The organism is Micromonospora sp. NPDC049662, assembly GCF_040675055.1.
Classification (GTDB): domain Bacteria; phylum Actinomycetota; class Actinomycetes; order Mycobacteriales; family Micromonosporaceae; genus Micromonospora.
Map to the genome: position 1 here is coordinate 1 of NZ_JBFAOC010000051.1, position 19,541 is coordinate 19,541.

At 72.4% G+C, this 19,541-nt stretch carries 15 protein-coding genes; 7 read left to right on the plus strand and 8 right to left on the minus strand.

Translation table 11 applies throughout. The features are described 5' to 3' along the window. Positions 1–93 precede the first annotated feature (93 nt). Complete coding sequence (locus tag AB0J36_RS27270; protein WP_363661280.1) at positions 94–495, minus strand: peptidase inhibitor family I36 protein; 402 nt, start codon at positions 493–495, stop codon at positions 94–96. A gap of 185 nt (positions 496–680) precedes the next feature. On the opposite strand from AB0J36_RS27270, the gene AB0J36_RS27275 reads away from it, so the two are divergent. After that, a complete protein-coding gene (locus AB0J36_RS27275; RefSeq protein ID WP_357392789.1) occupies positions 681–3,497 on the plus strand; it encodes a BTAD domain-containing putative transcriptional regulator in 2,817 nt (938 codons plus the stop codon). On the opposite strand, the gene AB0J36_RS27280 is transcribed toward AB0J36_RS27275, so the two are convergent. Continuing rightward, on the minus strand, positions 3,467–4,906 hold the full coding sequence (locus AB0J36_RS27280; RefSeq protein ID WP_363661281.1) for a nitrilase-related carbon-nitrogen hydrolase: 1,440 nt from the start codon (positions 4,904–4,906) through the stop codon (positions 3,467–3,469). The two genes, AB0J36_RS27275 and AB0J36_RS27280, sit on opposite strands and share 31 nt — an antisense overlap. 109 nt (positions 4,907–5,015) lie before the next feature. Between AB0J36_RS27280 and AB0J36_RS27285 the strand changes: the two genes are divergently transcribed. Together AB0J36_RS27285 and AB0J36_RS27290 are read left to right on the plus strand one after the other, a co-directional pair. Continuing rightward, on the plus strand, positions 5,016–6,164 hold the full coding sequence (locus AB0J36_RS27285; protein WP_357392787.1) for a histidine kinase: 1,149 nt from the start codon (positions 5,016–5,018) through the stop codon (positions 6,162–6,164). After that, positions 6,164–6,817: a response regulator transcription factor gene (locus tag AB0J36_RS27290; protein WP_357172185.1), complete on the plus strand. Its 654-nt coding sequence runs from the start codon at positions 6,164–6,166 to the stop codon at positions 6,815–6,817. Before AB0J36_RS27285 ends, AB0J36_RS27290 begins: the two co-directional genes overlap by 1 nt. A 130-nt stretch (positions 6,818–6,947) precedes the next feature. Here AB0J36_RS27290 and htpG read toward each other — a convergent pair whose 3' ends face one another. After that, the gene (gene htpG / locus AB0J36_RS27295; RefSeq protein WP_363661282.1) at positions 6,948–8,864 is read right to left on the minus strand and encodes a molecular chaperone HtpG; all 1,917 of its coding nucleotides are present in this window, start codon (positions 8,862–8,864) and stop codon (positions 6,948–6,950) included. A gap of 191 nt (positions 8,865–9,055) precedes the next feature. On the opposite strand from htpG, the gene AB0J36_RS27300 reads away from it, so the two are divergent. Next, complete coding sequence (locus AB0J36_RS27300) at positions 9,056–9,754, plus strand: SDR family oxidoreductase (protein ID WP_357121569.1); 699 nt, start codon at positions 9,056–9,058, stop codon at positions 9,752–9,754. Between the two features lie 106 nt (positions 9,755–9,860). Here AB0J36_RS27300 and AB0J36_RS27305 read toward each other — a convergent pair whose 3' ends face one another. Then, positions 9,861–10,367 carry a hypothetical protein gene (locus AB0J36_RS27305; RefSeq protein ID WP_355049970.1) on the minus strand — a complete coding sequence of 169 codons (507 nt, stop codon included), beginning with the start codon at positions 10,365–10,367 and terminating at the stop codon, positions 9,861–9,863. A 130-nt stretch (positions 10,368–10,497) separates the two neighbouring features. Beyond that, the gene (locus tag AB0J36_RS27310; RefSeq protein ID WP_357392786.1) at positions 10,498–12,255 is read right to left on the minus strand and encodes a M28 family peptidase; all 1,758 of its coding nucleotides are present in this window, start codon (positions 12,253–12,255) and stop codon (positions 10,498–10,500) included. A 204-nt stretch (positions 12,256–12,459) separates the two neighbouring features. On the opposite strand from AB0J36_RS27310, the gene AB0J36_RS27315 reads away from it, so the two are divergent. Next, positions 12,460–15,303, plus strand: a complete 2,844-nt coding sequence (locus AB0J36_RS27315) for an ATP-binding protein (RefSeq protein ID WP_357392785.1) — start codon at positions 12,460–12,462, stop codon at positions 15,301–15,303. 469 nt (positions 15,304–15,772) lie between these two features. Here the strand turns inward: AB0J36_RS27315 and AB0J36_RS27320 are convergent, their stop codons facing one another. Together AB0J36_RS27320 and AB0J36_RS27325 are read right to left on the minus strand one after the other, a co-directional pair. Further along, positions 15,773–16,534 (minus strand): hypothetical protein, encoded by a 762-nt coding sequence (locus AB0J36_RS27320; RefSeq protein WP_363661283.1) that lies wholly within the window; start codon positions 16,532–16,534, stop codon positions 15,773–15,775. After that, positions 16,531–17,031, minus strand: coding sequence for a SigE family RNA polymerase sigma factor (locus AB0J36_RS27325; protein WP_357121554.1), 501 nt, complete (start codon positions 17,029–17,031; stop codon positions 16,531–16,533). Before AB0J36_RS27325 ends, AB0J36_RS27320 begins: the two co-directional genes overlap by 4 nt. 140 nt (positions 17,032–17,171) lie before the next feature. On the opposite strand from AB0J36_RS27325, the gene AB0J36_RS27330 reads away from it, so the two are divergent. Next, the gene (locus AB0J36_RS27330) at positions 17,172–17,999 is read left to right on the plus strand and encodes a DUF3152 domain-containing protein (protein ID WP_363661284.1); all 828 of its coding nucleotides are present in this window, start codon (positions 17,172–17,174) and stop codon (positions 17,997–17,999) included. A 9-nt stretch (positions 18,000–18,008) separates the two neighbouring features. Here the strand turns inward: AB0J36_RS27330 and AB0J36_RS27335 are convergent, their stop codons facing one another. Beyond that, a complete protein-coding gene (locus tag AB0J36_RS27335; protein WP_363661285.1) occupies positions 18,009–18,662 on the minus strand; it encodes a hypothetical protein in 654 nt (217 codons plus the stop codon). A 256-nt stretch (positions 18,663–18,918) separates the two neighbouring features. On the opposite strand from AB0J36_RS27335, the gene AB0J36_RS27340 reads away from it, so the two are divergent. Next, positions 18,919–19,512 (plus strand): hypothetical protein, encoded by a 594-nt coding sequence (locus tag AB0J36_RS27340; protein ID WP_363661286.1) that lies wholly within the window; start codon positions 18,919–18,921, stop codon positions 19,510–19,512. Positions 19,513–19,541 lie beyond the last annotated feature (29 nt).

The following is a 19,541-nucleotide window of genomic DNA, read 5'->3' on the forward strand; positions in this document are numbered from 1 at the left end:
GGCCGGAGCCCTCGCGGACTCCGGCCGGCGCCGTGGCGGCCCCTCCCCCGGTGCGGCGTCGCCGGCTCCCCCCTGCGCGGCGACGCTCATGGATCAGCAGACCCGGACCGCCTCGATCCGCTGATTCCAGTTCCCCCCGATCGCGGCCGAGTCGTACGCCAGGTTCGCCCGGTAGCCATAGGCGTGCTGGTAGCCGAGCAGGCCGATGGCGTTGGCGTTGTCCCAGAAGGTGGAGACGGTGCCGGACGGCCGGTTGTTGATGATCGATTGGGCCCGGTTGCGGAAGTACGAGGGCAGCGGGACGTCGTTGCATCCGTTGTACGGACCGTCGAGCAGGAAGATGTCGCCGCTGAAGTTGGCCCCGGCGTACAGGCAGAGCAGACCCGACGGGCAGGCGTAGTTGGCCTGGGCCGGACTCGGGGCGACGCCGAGCGTGGCGCCCACGGCGATCGTACCGAGCAGCGCGGACGTGAGCCTTCGCAGAGCACTTCGCACGATGGTGACCTCCGGTGTCGTCACGACCGGAACCGGCCGCGAGTCGAGTTGCCGACATCACGTTGATCGATGTCCTTGTAGCAACGATGATCTGCGCGGAAGGTCGACGAATTCCTGCCGGAACCTCAATCCGGCTGTCCCGGGGGTGCCGGTGGGGCGACCGGCGGTGCAGCGAGCGGCGGTTCATGGAGATTCGGGTCCTCGGGCCGGTCGAGGTCTGGGCGGACGGCCGTCCGGTCGATGCCGGAGCGGCCCGCCAGCGCGCCGTCCTGGCCGCACTGGCGGTCGACGTGGGCCGACCGGTGAACCTGGACGCTCTGGTGGACCGGGTCTGGGGCGACGCGTCGCCGCCCCGGGTTCGCCACAACCTGCACGTCTACCTCGCCCGGCTCCGCCGGGTGCTGGCCGACGCGGGCGCGCCGGACGTGTTGGCGCGACGGTCGGGTGGTTACCTGCTGGACCTGCCACCGGAGACAGTGGACGGCCCGCACTTCGACGCGCTGCGGCAGCGTGCCGACGGGCTGCCCGACGGGGACCCCGAACGGGTGGAACTGCTGCGCAGGGCGCTTGAGCTGTGGCGTGGCGAGCCGCTGGCGGGGCTGCCGGGCGAGTGGGCGGCCCGGGTCCGGCAGGACTGGCACCGCCGGCACACCGACACCGTCGTGCAGTGGGCCCGTGGGCTGTTGCGACGGGGCGAGCCGGATGCGGTGATCGATCCGCTGACCCGGCTCGCCGACGAGCACCCGCTCGACGAACCGGTCGCCGCCGTGCTGCTGCACGCGTTGGCCGCGGCTGGTCGCGGGGCGCAGGCACTGACGTACTACGCCCGACTGCGGGACCGGCTCGCCGACGCGCTCGGTGTGGACCCGGGCATCGAGCTTCGCCAGCTGCACCAGGCCATCCTGCGCGGCGAGGTCACCTCGCCGACCCCGGAGGTGTCCCCCGTGCCGGCCGCCGCGGTCATCGTCGCCCCGTCGCGGCCGGACCGCCCGGTCCCCGCGCAGTTGCCGTCGGATGTCCGGGGCTTCGCCGGGCGGCGTTCGGAGCTGGACCGTCTGGACGCGCTGCGGGCGTCCGCCGAGGAACGACCCGGGGCCGTCCCGCTGGCCGTGCTCTCCGGAGCGGGCGGGGTCGGCAAGACGGCCCTCGCCGTGCACTGGGCGCACCGGGTCGCCGGGCAGTTCCCGGACGGGCAGCTCTACGCCAATCTGGAGGGCTACAGCCACAGCGGCGTCGTCCGAAGCGCGGAGCAGGTGGTCCGGGGCTTCCTGGCCGCGCTCGGGGTGCCGCCGCGCGAGGTGCCGGCGGACGAGCAGGCGCAGACCGCGTTGTACCGCAGCCTGCTCGCCGGTCGGCGGGTGCTGGTGCTGCTCGACAACGCCCGGGACGCCGCGCAGGTACGGCCGCTGCTGCCGGGCGCGGCCGGCTGCCTGGTGCTGGTGACCAGCCGGGATCGGCTCACCGGTCTGGTGGCCACCGAGGGCGCCGAGGCGGTCGTGCTGGATCTGCTCAGCGCCGACGACGCCCAGGCCCTGCTGTACGCGCGGATCGGGGCGCGGGCGGAGGCGGAGCGGGCCGCGGTCGACGATCTGGTCCGACTCTGTGACCGGCTACCGCTGGCCCTGGTCGTGGTGGCGGCGCGGGCGGTGGTCCGGCCCCACCTGCCGCTGGCCGAGTTGGGCGCGCAGCTCCGGGCCGGCGGCCGGCTGGACGGGCTCGACACGGGCGACCACGACAGCAGCGTGCGGGCGGCGCTGTCCTGGTCGTACCGGCTGCTGTCGGTGCCGACCGCGCGGCTGTTCCGGCTGGTCGGCGGCAGCACGGACGTGACGGTGAGTACGGCGGCCGGGGTCAGTCTCGTCGGTGCCGGCCGGCGGGCCGTCCAGGCGGCGTTCGCCGAGCTGGCGGATGCGCACCTGATGCTGGAACGTGCCCCGGACCGGTACGCCATGCACGACCTGCTGCGGGCGTTCGCGGCCGAACTGTCCGCCGAGCACGACCCAGCCGGCGACCGGGCCGAGGCGCGCGGCCGACTCTTCGACCACTACCTGCACAGCGCGCACGCCGCGGCCGTGCTGCTGCATCCGCACTGGGATCCGATCACCCTCGCCCCGGCCGTCGCCGGCGTGCGGCCGGAGAAGTTCGGCGACCACGACGAGGCCATGGCGTGGTTCACGCGCGAGCGCGACGTGCTGATCGCGCTCGTGGAACGGTGCGCCGCCAGCGGCGCCGACCGGCACGCCTGGCAACTGGCGTGGAGCCTGACCAGTTTCCTGGACCGCCAGGGCGGCTGGCACGACCAGTTGGCGGTGCAGCGGACGGCGCTGGCGGCGGCGCGGCGCGGCGGCGCGGCGGTCGGGCAGGCGTACGCGCACCGCAGCCTGGCGCGGGCGCAGGCCCGGCTGGGCCGGCTCGACGAGGCGCCCGGTCAGCTCCGGCGGGCGCTGGAGCTGTTCCGCGAGCTGGGCGACCCCGCCAACCAGGCGCACACCTACCTCGATCTCGCCGAGGTGGCCGACCGGGAGGGCCGGCGAGCCGAGGTGGTCCGGCATGCCGAGGCGGCGTTGGCGCTGTACCGCGAGGCGGGCCATCGCTACGGGCAGGCGATGGCCCTCAACGCGGTCGGCTGGTACCGGGCCCAGCTCGGCGAGCACGACGCCGCCGTTGAGGCGTGCCAGCAGGCGCTGGAGCTGCTGCGCGAGTTCGACGACCGGCAGGGCCAGGCGCCCACGTGGGACACCCTCGGCTACGCGCAGCACCGCGCCGGACGACCAGCGGAGGCGGTCATCGCCTACCGGCACGCGCTGGCGCTGTACCGGGAGTTCCGGGACCGGTACTACGAGGCGGACACGCTGACGCACCTGGCGGAGGCGTTGGTCGACGCCGGCGACCCGGCGGAAGCGGCGCGGAGCTGGCGGGCGGCGCTGGGCATCCTCGACGAGCTGGGCCACCCGGACGCGCAGCGGATCCGTCAACGGCTCACGGCGGCCGACGGGTCGTGACGGCGGGGCCCGCTGTTGGGCCGGCCCACCGCCGCTCCCACGGAGATCACGAACAAGACCAGGGACACGATCGGAAACCAGTCTCCCGTACGCGAATAGACAGTGCCGAACCCCGCCGTCGGAGCGGCCGTGACCAGCAGCTCCGCGTCACCGGCGGTCGCCTCGCCCACGACCCTGCCGCCCGGGTCAGTGACGGTCAGCCGGCCGAACGCGGCGGCGCGGACCACGGTGATCCCGTTCTCCACCCCACGGACGAGGGCCATCCGGCTGTGCAGCCAGCCGTCGGAGGTGAAATCCAGGCCGGGGACGAGCAGCACCGAGACGCCCTGCGCCCGATACCGCCGGACCAGACCGGGATAGTCAAGGTCCTTGCAGATCGCCACGCCGAACCGCCCGTCCACGATCACCTCGTCGCCGCCCGGCGTCAGCCAGTCCTCCAGGCCCGGGATCAGATGTCGCTTCTCGTACGTCCTGATCGTTCCGCTCGGGTCCAGCACCAGCGCCACGTTGCTCGCGGTCCCGGCCCGCCGCAGCACCACGCCGACGACGACCCGGGCCGCGGTCTGCTGGAGCGCCTCGACGAGCAGGGGCAGGGTGGCGTCTGTCACGGCGAACACCTTCTCCGGCAGCACGACGATCCGCGCCCCGCGCGCGGCCAGGTCCGAGACCCGCGGAACGTACCGGGTGAGCAGGTCCCGCCCGGACGGTTCGTCGATCGGGAGCCCGTCCTCGGACTGTCGCAGCGCGACGAGGCCCACGGTCAGCGGCTCGGCCGGCTGCGGGGAGCGACTCAGTGACCAGGCCGACCATCCGCCGACGCCGAGCAGGAGGGCGAGCAGGCAGGTGAGGGCCGGGCGTGGGCCGTCGAGCCGAGCGGTGCGGGTGGGTCGCAGGCCTGCGAGCAGGGCGGCGAGGGCGATCGGGACGGCGAGCAGCAGGTAGGTGACGCCCCACACGCCGGTGAGCGCGGTCAGCTGGATGACCGGGCGGACGTCCGCCTGCGTGTAGGCGAGGCTCCACCACGCGCCGTGCGGCAACAGGCGGGACGCGGCGTACTCGCCCAGCACCCACAGTGACGGCACGGTGAGAACAGCGGTCCCGACTCGCCCGTGCCGCAGGAGCGTCCGGGCGAGCAGGACCGTGCCGGCTGCCAGGCCGAGGCCGAGCACGAACACGCCGCCGACCACGAAGACCGGTAGTCGCAGCGTGCCGCGGTAGTACCCGACAATGCCGAGTTGGCCGATCGACCAGGCGAGAACCGTCGCACCGAGCGCGGTCCTCGGGCGTACCCGCACCGAGGCGAGGATCAGCGGGATCGGGGCGAGCCAGGTCAGCGCGGCAACCGGGTGCAGCCCGGAACCACCGAGCCAGAGCAGTCCACTGAGGAGCGCGGCGATGATCGTCGTCATGCGTCGATCGTGCGGCGGGAGCGGCCGGGGCGGATCGCCGTACGAACTGGAGGTGATCTGGTCCTGTGGAGGGAGGCGCGGCAGCGCCCGGCGAGACCATACTGCCGGCGTGAAGCGGTACGTCAATCTCGCCGTCACCGTGGCCGCCGTGGCCGCGACCGTGCTACCCGCCCTGGCCGGCGGTCCCCGTGCCTGGTGGGTGCTGCCGCTCGCGGTCGCGTCCTCGGTCCCGGTGCTGTGGCGTGACCGCGCGCTGGTCCAGGTCGCCGTCGTCGTGGGCCTCGCCACGACCGTCTCCGCCTCGCTCGGCGCACCCCCGCTGCTGCCGGTCGGTCCGCTCGTCTGCCTCTACACGTTCGCGGCGCGGGCCGCCCTGCCGATCCGCCTGCTCGGCATCCTGGTCACCGCCGGCGGCCTGCTGGTCTCGCTGCTCTATCCACACCCGGACGTGGAGGTGCTGCGGTACCTGGTGGTCGCCTACAGCTTCGCGTACGCCCTGGGCACGAGCGCCCGCGCCCGCCGTACCCAGGCCATGGCCCACGCCGAACGCGATCGTCGCGTCGCCGGTGAACGTGCGGCGGCCGTGCTGCGCGAACGCGCGCGCATCGCCCGGGACCTGCACGACATCCTCACCCACGCGGTCGGCGTCATGATCGTGCAAGCGGAGGCGGGACCTCTTCTGGTGCGCCCCCACCCGGACCGCGCCGACGCGGCGTTCGCCACGATCGCGGCCACCGGCAGGGACGCGGTCGTCCAGCTCCGCCGCGCGGTCGGCAGCCTGCACGAACCCGCCGATGAGTCCCTCGACCAGCCGGGCCTGGCCCACCTGCCCGTCCTCGTCGAACGCGTCCGCGCCACCGGACTCGACGCCGTCCTCACCATCTCACCCCCGCCGTGCGGATCCGTCGCCGGATCTCAGTCCGAGGTCACCCTCGGTCCACCGGTCGAACCGCCCGCGCACGTCGGGGTCGCCGCCTACCGGATCGTGCAGGAGTCCCTGACCAATGTGGTCCGGCACGCCGAGGCCCGATCGGTCCGCATCCTGCTGAGCTTCAGCGCGGACGCCCTGACCGTGTCGATCACCGATGACGGTCGCGGCAACCGGGCTGTCGGCGTCGGGGTGCCCGGATACGGGATCGTCGGCATGCGCGAGCGCGCCCGGACCTGCGGCGGAACCCTGCGCACCGGCCCGGCCTCCGAAAGCCACGGCTTCACCGTCACCGCCACCTTGCCGCTCTGCGCACCCGTGGCCGTCTGATGCTGCGTGTGGTGCTCGCCGACGATCAGGATCTGTTCCGGGCCGGATTCGCCACGATCCTCGGCGCGGAGCCGGACATCGAGGTGGTCGCCGAGGCCCCCGACGGCGCCGCCGCCGTGCGGGCCACCCTCGACCACCGTCCCGACGTCGTCCTGATGGACATGCGGATGCCCGTTCTCGACGGTGTCGCCGCGACCCGGCACGTCTGCTCACTCACCCCGAGCCGGGTCCTCGCCCTGACCATGTTCGACACCGACGACTACCTGTACGCGGCCCTGCGTGCCGGTGCCAGCGGCTTCCTGCTCAAGGACGCCCCACGAGCCGACCTGGTCAACGCGGTGCGGGTGGTCGCCGCCGGCGATGCGCTGCTCGCTCCCGGCGTCACCGCCCGGGTGATCGGCGAACTACACCGGCGCGGCCACCCGGACCCGGCGCTCGCCGCCGCGGTGACCGCCCTGACCGCCCGCGAGACGGACGTCCTGCGCCTGATCGCGGCCGGTCTGTCGAACGCCGAGATCGCCGCCCACCACCACCTGAGCGAGCACACGGTGAAAACTCACGTCGGCAACCTGCTCGCCAAACTGAGTCTGCGCGACCGCGCCCAGGCAGTCATGATCGCCTACGAATCCGGCCTGGTGATCCCCGGTCGCTGACCGGTGGCGACGTCACGGTCTGCCGACCTCGTCGATCATGGAGTCATGGTGCCTGTCAGGCACCGTGATGAGCGCTTTGTCACCCACCACAACTCCATGATCGACGAGGCGAGACAGTTCGCGAGGAGGCTTACAGGGTGCGCGCCAGCCGGTCGGCGAGGGTACGGGTGAACCGGGCCGGGTCGGCCAGCTCGCCGCCCTCGGCGAGGACCGCCAGGCCGTACAGCAGCTCGGCGGTCTCGGTCAGGGCCGGGCCGGAATCGCCCTGCTCGTGGGCCTTGCGCAGCCCGGCGACCAGCGGGTGACCCGGATTGATCTCCAGGATCCGCTTGGTCGAGGGGACCTCGTGCCCCATCGCCCGGTACATCTTCTCCAGCGTCGGCGTGAGGTCGTGCGCGTCACCGACCACACAGGCCGGTGAGGTGGTCAGCCGCGAGGACAGGCGGACCTCCCGGACGCTGTCGGCCAGGGTCGTGCCCAGCCAGTCGACCAGCGCGGCGAACTCCTGCCGCTGCTGCTCACGCTCGGCCTCGGCCTGCTGCTTCTCCTCGTCGGTGTCCAGGTCGACCTGGCCCTTGGCGATCGAGCGCAACGGCCGGCCGTCGTACTCGCCGACGCGCTCGACCCACACCTCGTCGACCGGGTCGGTGAGCAGCAGCACCTCGTGGCCCTTGGCGCGGAACGCCTCCAGGTGCGGGGAGTTCTCGATGGTGGTCCGGGAGTCGCCGGTGGCGTACCAGATGTCGCTCTGGCCGTCCTTCATCCGCGACACGTAGCCGGCCAGGTCGGTGGGCTCCGCCGCGTCGTGGGTGGACGCGACCGACAGGATCTCCAGCAGGGTGTCGCGGTTGTCGGCGTCGTCGATCAGCCCTTCCTTGACCACCGCGCCGAACTCGGTCCAGAAGGTGCGGTAGCGCTCGGCGTGGTTGGCCTTGAGGTCCTTGACGGTGGCGAGGACCTTCTTGACCAGGCGGCGGCGGACGATCTGGATCTGCCGGTCCTGCTGGAGGATCTCGCGGGAGATGTTCAGCGACAGGTCGTGGGCGTCGACGACACCCTTGACGAAGCGCAGGTAGGTGGGGACCAGCGCCTCGCAGTCGTCCATGATGAACACGCGCTTGACGTAGAGCTGCACGCCGCGGCGGCCCTGCGGGGAGAACATGTCCAGCGGGGCGTGGCTGGGCAGGAACAGCAGCGCCTCGTACTCGAAGGTGCCCTCGCCCTTCATGTGCACGACCTCGAGCGGGTCGGCCCAGTCGTGGCTGACGTGCTTGTAGAACTCGTTGTACTCGGCGGCGTCGACCTCGTCGCGGGGACGCGCCCACAGCGCCTTCATCGAGTTGAGGGTCTGCACCTCGCTGGTGGGCGGCTCGCCCTCAGCCCGCGAGCGCTCGACGCTCATCCGGATCGGCCACGCGATGAAGTCGGAGTAGCGCTTGACGATCTCGCGGATCGTCCACTCGGCGGTGTAGTCGTGCAGGTTGTCCTCGGTGTCGGCGGGCTTGAGGTGCAGGGTCACCGCGGTGCCCGCCGGCGCCTCGTCGACGGACTCGATCGAGTAGGTGCCCTCGCCGGTGGACTCCCAGCGGGTGCCGCCGGTCTCGCCGGCCTTGCGGGTCAGCAGGGTGACCCGGTCGGCGACCATGAACGCGGCGTAGAAGCCGACGCCGAACTGCCCGATCAGTTCCTGCGAGGCGCGGGCGTCGGCGGATTCGCGGAGCTGGCGCAGCAGCTCGGCGGTGCCGGACTTGGCGATCGTGCCGATCAGCCGGACCACCTCGTCACGGGTCATCCCGATGCCGTTGTCCCGCACGGTCAGCGTGCGCGCGTCCCGGTCGACCTCGATGGCGACGTGCAGGTCGTCGGTGTCGGCGACGAGGTCCTTGTCGACGAGCGTCGCCAGCCGCAGCTTGTCCAGGGCGTCGGACGCGTTCGAGATGAGTTCCCGCAGGAAGACGTCCTTGTTCGAGTAGATCGAGTGGACGACCAGCTGCAGGAGCTGACGCGCCTCGGCCTGGAACTCCAACGTCTCGGCCTGGTTGCTCACACCGTCTCCCTTCTCGGCTCGTACGGAGGTTCGCGCAAAGGATACGAGCCGTCACCGGCGCGGGTGTGTGCGCCTCCGGGTCGTATTCCCGATTCTCGTCCGCCCGTCGCGTGACCTACCTGACTTTGCCTAACAGAAGTCAGCCGGATAGCGTTCCGGTCGAGAAGCCGCCACGAACCCTGGAGCACTCCATGAAGATCGCTGGAAGCACCGCCCTCGTCACCGGCGCCAACCGGGGCTTCGGCCGGCACCTGGCCGCCGAGCTCGTCGCCCGCGGAGCAACGGTCTACGCCGGCGCGCGCAACCCGGACAGCGTCGACCTGCCCGGCGTGACGCCGGTCCGGCTGGACATCACCGACCCCGCCTCGGTGGCCGCCGCGGCGAAGCTGGCCGGCGACGTGAACCTGCTGGTCAACAACGCCGGCATCGACAGCCGGGCGGACCTGCTTGAGGGTGACCTCGACCTGATCCGCCTGGAGCTGGAGACGCACTACCTCGGCAACCTGTCGATGATCCGGTCCTTCGCGCCGGTCATCGCCGGCAACGGTGGCGGAACCATCCTCAACGTCCTGTCCGTGCTGTCCTGGGTGAATTTCCCCCTGCACGCGGCGTACGGCGCGGCGAAGTCGGCCGAGTGGGCGATGACCAACGCGCTACGCCTCCAGCTCGCCGAGCGGGGCGTGCGGGTCGCCGGCCTGCACGTCGGCTACATGGACACCGACATGGCCGCGACGATCGACGGCCCCAAGTCCGACCCGGCGGAGATCGCCCGGATCGGCGTCGACGGCATCGAGGCCGACGCGTACGAGATCGTCACCGACGACGTCAGCCGGCAGGTGCAGGCCGGGCTCGCGGGCGGCGTCGCCGCACTCTACCCGCAGCTCCCCTGACCGCCCCCCCACCGGGAACGCGACGGGCCGCCGCCGGCATGCACCGGCGGCGGCCCTTGATCGGGTACGCGGTCAGCTCCCGCCGCGTACGCCGTCACACTCGCGGTCAGCAGCCACCGCAGGTGTAGAAGAGGATGTCCCAGTGGCTCCCCTCCTTGGTGTAGAGGTTGCCCGACGGCGCCCGGTACTGGTACCCGAAGCCGGAGATGTAGCCGACATAGGCGTAGTTCGCGGAGATGTAGTTCTGGATGCACGTGCTCAGCGCGATGTCGAGCTTGTAGCCGTTCCAGTGGCTGTACGTGCCCCCGGCGTGCCCGACCTCGGTTCCCGCGGTGATGGTGACCGCGCAGCCGCTGGCCCGCTTGAAGGTGATGATGCCGTCGATGGTGGCCTGCCGGACCCCGTCGAACGAGGTGCAGGTGGACACGTTGCGGTCGCTGCAGTTGCCGCTGGAGGTCCAGGAGATGCCGGCGGCGCGTAGCTGCGAGGTGGCGCTGGAATGGCTGATGGCGAAGGCCGGAGCGGCCAGGCCGAACGTGGCGCAGACCGCCGCCAGGGTGGCCACGAGCAGCGTGAGCACGCGGCGGCGCAGGGTGGATCGAGTGGGTGACATGGCACTCCCGTTCGCGTGAGGGGCGGAATTCTGCGAATCAGGGGCCGGCCTTGGAGGATTTCTACCAGAGATAGACGGACGTGACCAGATGTCGGGTGGGAGCGCGACGCGCGCCCCCACCCGACGCGCCTCAGCTGGCCTGCAGCGTCACGTCGTCGATCACGAAGCTGGTCTGCAACGACGAGTCCTCGGTGCCGGTGAACTTCAGGGTCACCGTCTGCCCGGCAAACCCGGCCACGTTGAACGTGCGCTGGGTGTAGCCGGAGGCGGCGTTCAGGTTCGAGTACGTCGCCAGGGTGGTCGAGCCCACCTGCACGGTGAGCTTGTCGTACGCCGTGGAACCGGTCGTCTCGGCGGTGTCGATGTGCAGCCAGAACGACAGCGTGTAGCTGGCGCAACCCGCCGGCACGGTCACCGACTGGGACAGGGTGTCGGTGTGGGTGCTGCCGTACCCGTCGAGCCACGCCTTGTACGACCCGGTCCGGGCCGCCTGGCCGCTGGAACTGGTGATCACGCCGGAGGAGGCGGTCCACGGCGTACTGCCGCTCTCGAAGCCACCGTTGCCGATCACCTGCCCACCGGCACAGCCCCCGGTACCGGTCACCGTGAGGGTGAGGCTGGCGGTCCGGGTGACCGAGCCGGTGCCGGTGACCGTGAGGGTGACGGTGCCGGTGGCGGCACTGGACGACGCGGTCAGCGTCACCGTGGCCGAGCCGCCGGAGGTCACCGACGACGGGCTGAACGAGACGCTCACCCCGCTGGGCGCGCCGGACGCGCTGAGGCTGACCGTCTGGGCCGAGCCGGAGGTGGTCGCGGTGCTGACCGTGGCGCTGGTGCTGGCGCCCCGGGCGACGCTGAGCGCGGTGGGGCTGACGGCGACCGAGAAGTCGTTGGTCGGGGTGCCGGTGCCCACGGCGAGCTGCCACAGCGCGTACGCGACACCGTCCGCGGCCCGGTTCAGCACGGTGGCGCTGACGTTGGCGGTGGTGTCACAGGACCGGTGGTAGCAGGCGTCGTACGCCGCGTTGGCGGTGCCGCCCCACTTGGCCGCCTGGCTGCTGGTCTTGCGGGCGCTCGCGCCCGCGGCGTACCCGGAGGTCGGGATGCCGGCCTGCTGGAAGTAGTAGTCGTCGGAGCGGCCCTGGCCCTCGACGTTCTCCTCCGGTTGCAGCCCCAGCGAGTCCCAGTACGCCTTCAGCGGCGCCGCCGTGGTGGAGGTGACCCGGTTGATGAAGTAGCCGCCGTTGGTGGAGCCGACCATGTCGAAGTTGTAGTAGCCCTTGAGGTAGCCACGCTGGGTGGAGTTGAGCGAGTTGACGTAGAAGCGGGAGCCGTTGAGCCCCTGCTCCTCGTCGGTCCACCAGGCGAACCGGACCTTCTTCGTCATGGTCGGGTTCTGCGCGGCGAGGACCAGGGCGTTCTCCAGCAGGGTGGCCGAGCCGGAGCCGTTGTCGTTGATGCCCGGACCAGCCGAGACGCTGTCCAGGTGGGCGCCGAACATGACCACCTGGTCGGCCGGGCCGCCGGGCCACTCGGCGATGAGGTTGTTCGACGGGTACGTACAGCTGGAGCAGTACTGCTCGCTGACGGTGTAGCCGGCCGCCTGGAGCTTGCCCTTGACGTAGCTGAGCGAGGCGGTGTAGCCGGCAGACCCGGCCCTCCGGTTGCCGCCGTTGCTGCTGGCGATGGAGTTGAACTGGGTCAGGTGCGCCTGGACGTTGGTGACGGAGATGTCCGGCGCCGCCAGGACGGCGGCGGACGCGGCGATCGGCCGGCCCGCCGTCGTCGCGGCGGAGGGTGACGCGGTCGCCGGCTGGGCGGCCAACGTCACCGTCATCCCGGTGAACACGGCGAGCGCGATTCCCGCGCTCAGCGTTCTACCTCTCATGGGGGCTCCTCGGGGTCGGAGAGATAACCGAGACACTTACAGATATCTATGTCTGTGACATCGGACGTTCGTCCCGAACCCCCGCCCGTTAGACGGTGGGTACCGGCGTCGGCACAGGTGAGTAGAGGTGCCAGGATGGGTAGGTAACGCCAGCAGGGGTCGTCGGGCCCGGAACGGGGGGCTAGCGATGAGGCCGGGTCGAGCGTGACACGACCCCGCAGCGACCTGTTCGACGACGGCGGGGCCACCGGACAGCTGATGGCGGAGCTGGACTGGGCCGACACACCGCTCGGCGCGGTTTCCGACTGGCCGCAGAGCCTGCGCTCCGCCGTACGGATGGTGCTCTCCTCCCGCTACCCGATGCTGCTGCTCTGGGGCGACCGCCTCTCGCAGCTCTACAACGACGCGTACTCGGCGTTGATCGGCGACAAGCACCCCGGCGCGCTGGGCGACGACGTGCGGGTGACCCTGGCCGAGGGCTGGGACGTCCTCGCCCCCCTGATCGAGCAGGCCATGGCGACCGGGGTGGCCAGTTGGGTACCCGCCCTCCAGCTTCTGCTGGAGCGCGCCGGCTACCGCGAGGAGGCCTACTTCAGCGTCTCGCACGCCCCGGCCCGCGACGACGACGGCCGCACCGTGGGTGTGCTGACGGTGTGCAGCGAGGTCACCGAACAGGTCGTCGGCGAACGGCGACTGCGGCTGCTGCGCGACCTGTCCCTGCGCGGCGACGGGCGCACCGTCGACGTGGACGCGACCTGCGCGCGGCTGATCGACGCGATCGGCGGCCACCCACTGGACGTACCGTTCGCCGCGATCTACCTGCGCGACGGTGGAACCCTGCGGCGGATCGCCCACGCGGGCGGCGGCCCGCGCGACGCGACCATCACCGGATCGCTGCCGACCGTCGTCGACCTGGCCGACCCGGGCCCGACGGCCCGCGCCTGGGGGCTACCGGACGCGGCGGCGGGGCGGCCCACCGACGTGACCGGCCTCGACGAGCGGCTGTCGCTGCCCGCCGGTCCGTGGGGCGATCCGGCCCGCGCCGCGCTCGCGCTGCCGCTGCCGGCGGGTGCCGACGACCAGCCGCTCGGCGTCCTGCTGGTCGGCGTCAGCCCCAACCGCTCGCTGGACGAGGCGTACCGCTCGTTCTACCAACTGTTGACGCAGCAGGTCTCGACGGCGGTGCGCAACGCCCAGGAGTACGAGCGGGAGCGACGTCGGGCCGAGACGCTGGCCGAGCTGGACCGGGTGAAGACCACCTTCTTCACCAACGTCAGCCACGAGTTCCGTACCCCGTTGACCCTCATGCTCGGGCCGTTGGCCGACGCCCTCGCCGACACCGCCGCGCCCCTGACGCCACCGCAGCGGGAGCGGGTCGAGACCGCCTGGCGCAGCGCGACCCGCCTGTTGACACTGGTCAACAGCCTGCTCACCTTCTCCAGCCTGGAGGCCGGCCGGGCTTGCAGCGACGCCCACGAGGTAGACCTGCCGGCGCTCACCGCCGAACTGGCCAGCGTCTTCCGCGCCGCCGTCGAGCGGGCCGGGCTGACCCTGGACGTCGACTGCCCGCCGCTGCCCCACCCGGTCACCGTCGACCCGGTCAACTGGGAACGCGTCGTCACCAACCTGCTGTCCAACGCCCTGAAGTACACGTTCATCGGTGGCATCCGCGTCGCCGTGGACGCCGACCACGACGAGGTACGCCTGACCGTCGCCGACACCGGCATCGGGATCGCCGAGGCGGAGCTGCCGAAGCTCTTCGAACGCTTCCACCGGGTGCAGGGCGCGCGGTCGCGCAGCCACGAGGGCACCGGAATCGGCCTGGCCCTGGTCAACGAGCTGGCCCGGCTGGAGGGCGGCGAGGTGCGGGTGACCAGTCAGGTGGGCGTCGGCACCACCTTCACCGTGGCCCTGCCCTGGTCGGCGGCACGGCGCGCGGCGGCGACCGGTCCGTCCCCCGAAGGGCGGGGCGACGCGGCACGCGCCGCCGTCCAGGAGGCGACGGGCTGGCTGACCGACCCGGCCGGAGACGTCGCCGAGCCCGCCACGGCGCCCGGTCCGGCCGCCGACGAGCTGGCCGGCGCACGGATCCTGCTCGCCGACGACAACAGCGACATGCGCGCGTACCTGAGTCGGCTGCTCGCCGCGCAGGGCTGGCGGGTGCGGTCGGTCACCGACGGCCGGCAGGCCCTCGACGCGATCCACCGGGACCCACCGGACCTGGTGCTCACCGACGTGATGATGCCCGTGCTGGACGGCTTCGACCTGGTCCGCCGGTTGCGCGCGGACCCCGCGACCCGGTCGCTGCCGGTGCTCGTGCTCTCCGCGCGAGCGGGCGAGGAGGCCAGCGTGGCAGGTCTGAGCCTGGGCGCCGACGACTACCTGGTGAAGCCGTTCGCCGCCGCCGAGCTGATCGCCCGGATCCGGACCGCCATCCGCCGGTCGCGCAGCGGCGCGTCCGACCACGACAGCCCCGCACCGACAGCCGTCAGCACCCCGACATCGACGCAACCCGTCGGCACGGCCACGGAGACCAGGGCCCGGACCGGACCCCCCGGTGACCAGCCCGCACCGGTCGAGGCCGCACCGGCAGGGGGCGCGTCACCCGTGGACCGCGCCGGCGACCCGACCCGCGCGTCGGCGATCGCCAGGCCCGACGAGGACGGGCTCGGCGACCGGCTGGACGAGCAGTGGACGTACCCGTCGGTGCCCACCTCCGCGGCGGCCATGCGACGGGACGTCCGGCTGGCGTTGGACGACCTCGACGTCGACGGGGAGGTGGCGGAAGATCTGCTGCTCGCAACCTCCGAGGCGATGAACAACGCCGTCGAGCACGCGCAGCGACCCAGCCGTCCCGAGGTGCGGGTCCGGCTCCAGGTGGGCGACACGCTGGTCCGGATCTCGGTACGCGACTTCGGCACCTGGCGGGACCGTCGACCGGCCATGGACCGGGGGCGTGGCGCGCTACTGATGAACGCCTACGGCGACGTACGGCTGGTCTCCACCGGCGAGGGAACAACCGTGACCATCGAACGCCGGCTGACCTGAGCCACGGCGACCAGCTCGGCTGAGGACTAGCCAAAGGCCCTGAACTAGGCCAAAACAAGGTACCGATTCCCACCCCGCCCCCGCGCCCGCGCCCGCCCCTACGCCACCCCCACGCCCGCGTCGATCATGGACTTATGGTGGGCGTTATGCATTCGCTCACACCCTTCGTCCCCACCACGACTCCATGATCGACGGGGTGGGGGCGGGAGTTGTGGTGGCGTTCGGACTGGGGTCCGGGACTTGCCGGGTTTAGGGACACCGACCCGAGCCACATTCAGAGCGTGTTTGAGCAGCTGAGCCCTGGGTCCAGCCCGCACCGCGTCAGAAGCGGATGCGCCCAGTGCTGGGACGCTGGTTGCGACATGGCTGAGTTGGGCCATCGCCGTCGTCAAGGCGCACCGCACAGCTGCCGCCCGAAGACCGTGATCGAGCAGGAGCTACCCACCACGGGCCAGCGCTGTCCCAGGGATCAGAGTCGGTGGCCCGCGCCGTCGCGGGCGACGATGCCGTCCAACCGCTCCCCCGGCGCGAGGGTGGCCGGATCGAACCAGAAGATCACGACCTGCTTGTCGAGACTCCATCGCGCCAGCGTGGCGTCGACCTGCCGACCGTCGACCGTGCCGATGATCCGCGCCGCCGGACCGACGAAGTAGCCGAAGGTGGGCACCGCCGGGGTCGACGCGCTCTCGTCGTACCCGATCTGGTGGAACCCCAGGCTGCGGTCGGCGCCCTCGACGTCGTTGACCAGGATGTCCGTGCTCACCGTGCCGTCCACGGCACGACGACCGGCGGCCAAACCGATGGTCACCCTGGGCGCCCCCGGGACCGTCACCGCCACGAAGAAGTAGACCCGCCGGTCGGTGCCGTGCCCTATTCCGGTGTCGATCACCTGGCCCAGGGGCTTCGGATGCGGCACGCCACGAGCCTGCGTGGGCGGTGGCGTCGACTCGTCTGACATCGCCGCCGCCGTCGGCGTGACACCGGCCGGGGGCGAGGCCACGGCGACCGGAGACGCGGGCCCGGCCGGCGCGGGATCGCGCGAACCGCTCGGGTCGACCGTCACCGCGGTCACGGCGACCAGCCCGGCCGCGAGCGTCGCCGCAGCCGCCCCGGTGACCCGCCGACGGGTCCGCAACCGTCGCCCGTCACGCATCACCCGGGCCAGGTCGATCACGGCGTCGGGGCGTTCGGTCGCCCGCATGGCGTCCCGGAGCCGATCCAGCTCGCTCATCGGCGCGCCCCCTCGTCGGTGGTGCGCGGTGCGGCGGTGCGCAACTTCTCCAGGGCCCGTGAGCTGGTGCTCTTGACGGTGCCCACGGACACGGCGAGTTCTCGGGCCACCTGCGCCTCCGGCAGGTCGAAGTAGTACCGCAGCACGACGATGGCCCGTTCCCGAGGGCTCAGCACGCCGAGGATGGCGACCAACCAGCGCCGGGTCGCCACGTCGTCGGCCACGTCACCGCGTCGCTGCTCCGGCACCTCGTCGGTCGGGTACTCCCGCATCGGCCGTCGCCACCGGTCCACCAGGTGATTGACCAACGTGCGACGCGCGTACCCGTAGGCGTCGTCGTCGTGGATCCGCGACCACGACGCGTACGTGCGGACCAGCGCGGTCTGTGCGGCGTCCTCGGCCTGGTGGTGATCGCCGGTCATCAGGAACGCGGCGTGCACCAGCCGCGCGGACGCCGCCCGCGCGAACTCGACGAACTCCGCGTCACCCCGCGCCACCGCGAACCCTCCCCCGTGCCACATCACCTCAGACGGGTGCGGCCGCCGGAAGGTTGAGATCCGGATCACTTCAACTTTTTGTCGCCATGACCCGTCTTCTCCTGTGTGCGCGCCTTCAGGCGACGCGCGAGGGGAGAGACATGTCGACGAAGGGTACCCGCCGGTGGCATCTGGCCTCGGCGGCGTCACTGCTGGCGGTGGCGCTGCTCACCGGATGCACAGGGCCAGCGGCCGGGCAGCCCGCCGGAGACCCCGGTACCGGACCGCGACCCGATGACCACGCGGCGGCGTCGCACCGGCCAACCGGCGTCGGCATCCTCGGCACCCGTAGCACGCCCAACCACCCGGTCAGCTATCCCGCCACCGGCGGGAACCGCTGGACGATGGCCGCGGCCGAGACGACGCGTGGCGGCGCGGAGAGCGGCACTCTGCTGCGCTACCGGGTCGCCGTGGAACGCGACATCCATGGTCTCGCGGCGGGTGACATCGCCACCGCGATCACCGCGACGTTGAACGACCCGCGCGGATGGACGGCGGGCGGGGACTGGCGGCTGCGGCGGGTGGGTGCCGGCGATCCGGCGGACTTCACCATCTACCTGGCGACCCCCGGCACCCGCGACACTCTCTGCCAGGACGTGCCGGACGGCTACACGTCCTGCCGCAGCGGCGACAAGGTGGTGCTGAACGTGGCGCGCTGGGTGTCGAGCGTGCCGGACTACGGCGCGAGCCTGACCACCTACCGGCAGTACATGGTCAACCACGAGGTGGGGCACCGGCTCGGGTTCGGCCACGAACGCTGCCCGGGATCGGGCCGGCCGGCGCCGGTGATGCAGCAGCAGACGTTGGGCCTGCACGGTTGCCGTGCCAACGCGTGGCCGTACCCGAACGGCACGACCCGCTACCACGGCCCGTCCGGGGCGTACGACGACGCGATCCCCCGGCGCGAGGGCGCGTACCCGAAGCACTGAGACCGCCGCTCAGGGTCGGCGGCGGCGCTCCTGCTCAAGTCGCTCGTCCAGCCGACCCAGCTCATAGATGGCGTTGAGGCTGGTCGGCAGGCGGCGGACGTTGTCCGGCCCGGGGTCGGGATCGGGAGGTGACGTCGGGTCGGAAGTCGGTGCCGGAACGGCCGAGGGACCGGCACTGCCACGGCGGCGCAGCAGCAGCACCGCCAGCCCGACCAGGACCGCCGCCACCAGCAGATAGGACACGGGCGGCCAGCCATCGCGGACGGGGTCGGCGATGGCCGGCGCGACGATCGGCGCCGGGGTGTCGCCGCCCCGCACGGGCACGACCGGGTCGCGTCCGTCGGCGCCCGCCCGCTTGTCGGGGCGATCGGGCGGGACCGTCGCCCGCGCACCGGCCGACGACTCGGCGGGCCCGGGGGTCGCGCCGGGCTTCGACGGGCCGGACGGCGCGGTCGCCGGTGGTCGGCTCGGCCCGGAGGTCGGGCCGCGGGTGGCGCTCGGCGTCGGGATCGGTGTGGGCGTACCGCCGCGGCCCAGCAGGTCGCCGACGATCCGGCCGACACCGCCGACCAGTTCGCCGAGCGGACCGGGTGTGGCGGAGACCGACGGCGTGGGCGCGGGCGCGAGGGCGAGGGTCAACGCGAGGACGACGACGGCAGGCATCCATCCACCTCCGATGTGCCGATGCGAGGCACCGTATCGCAAGGTGGGATGCCGTGGGGTGCCACGCCACGCCACGCCGAGCCACGTCAGGACGCAACGCGACGCGGCTGACGTCGATCGCGGTCGGGGCGTCGGCTGTTACGCGGCGGTTACCCGACGGCGAGGTGCCCGTGTCGGGGCGGGACGACGGTGACGACTGAGGGTCACCGGCAGAGCCGCCGCGACGTGACCCCGGGACACCGAATGGAGAACCACGATGAGGATCAGGAGCGCGTTGACCGCGACAGCGGTCGTCCTCGCCGGAGTGCTCGCCACGGCGGGCAGCAGCGCGGCCGGCACCAGCAGCGCGACGGGCACCGGCTCGGCGCGCGCCGCCACCGAGGCGGCGTACTGCGGGATCACCTGGGGCAGCGGGGAGAAGTCGGCCGGCGCGCTGAGCGACGCTCCCCTGGTCGACGTCCGGACGGGCCGGCACGACTGCTACGACCGGGTGGTGTTCGAGTTCGCCGGCCCGGTCGACGGGTACACGATCGGCTACGGCGAGACCTGGACCGAGGGCGAGGGGCTCGCGCTGTCGCCGTACACCGCCGGAGGCGCGCTGCTGCGGGTTTCGCTGCGGGCCCCGGCGTACGACGCCGACCACCTAGGCACGGTGCCGTACCCGGTCGGCACGCACGTCACGAACCTGCTGCGCTACCCGACGCTGCGCGACGTGGTGTTCGGCGGCAGCTTCGAGGGCTACACCACCTTCGCCGTCGGCGTACGGGCCCGGCTGCCGTTCCGCGCCGTCGTGCTGGCCGGTCCGGGCGCCCACAGCCGGATCGTGCTCGACGTCGCCCACCAGTGGTGACCGCCGCCGTACACCGGCCCGGCACGGTC

Bases quoted from the DNA above. Each gene is read 5' to 3' on its own strand.
- AB0J36_RS27275 (WP_357392789.1), top strand. From the start codon at position 681: ATGGAGATTCGGGTCCTCGGGCCGGTCGAGGTCTGGGCGGACGGCCGT.
- AB0J36_RS27280 (WP_363661281.1), bottom strand. From the start codon at position 4,906: ATGACGACGATCATCGCCGCGCTCCTCAGTGGACTGCTCTGGCTCGGT.
- AB0J36_RS27290 (WP_357172185.1), top strand. From the start codon at position 6,164: ATGCTGCGTGTGGTGCTCGCCGACGATCAGGATCTGTTCCGGGCCGGA.
- AB0J36_RS27300 (WP_357121569.1), top strand. From the start codon at position 9,056: ATGAAGATCGCTGGAAGCACCGCCCTCGTCACCGGCGCCAACCGGGGC.
- AB0J36_RS27305 (WP_355049970.1), bottom strand. From the start codon at position 10,367: ATGTCACCCACTCGATCCACCCTGCGCCGCCGCGTGCTCACGCTGCTC.
- AB0J36_RS27310 (WP_357392786.1), bottom strand. From the start codon at position 12,255: ATGAGAGGTAGAACGCTGAGCGCGGGAATCGCGCTCGCCGTGTTCACC.
- AB0J36_RS27320 (WP_363661283.1), bottom strand. From the start codon at position 16,534: ATGAGCGAGCTGGATCGGCTCCGGGACGCCATGCGGGCGACCGAACGC.
- AB0J36_RS27330 (WP_363661284.1), top strand. From the start codon at position 17,172: ATGTCGACGAAGGGTACCCGCCGGTGGCATCTGGCCTCGGCGGCGTCA.
- AB0J36_RS27335 (WP_363661285.1), bottom strand. From the start codon at position 18,662: ATGCCTGCCGTCGTCGTCCTCGCGTTGACCCTCGCCCTCGCGCCCGCG.
- AB0J36_RS27340 (WP_363661286.1), top strand. From the start codon at position 18,919: ATGAGGATCAGGAGCGCGTTGACCGCGACAGCGGTCGTCCTCGCCGGA.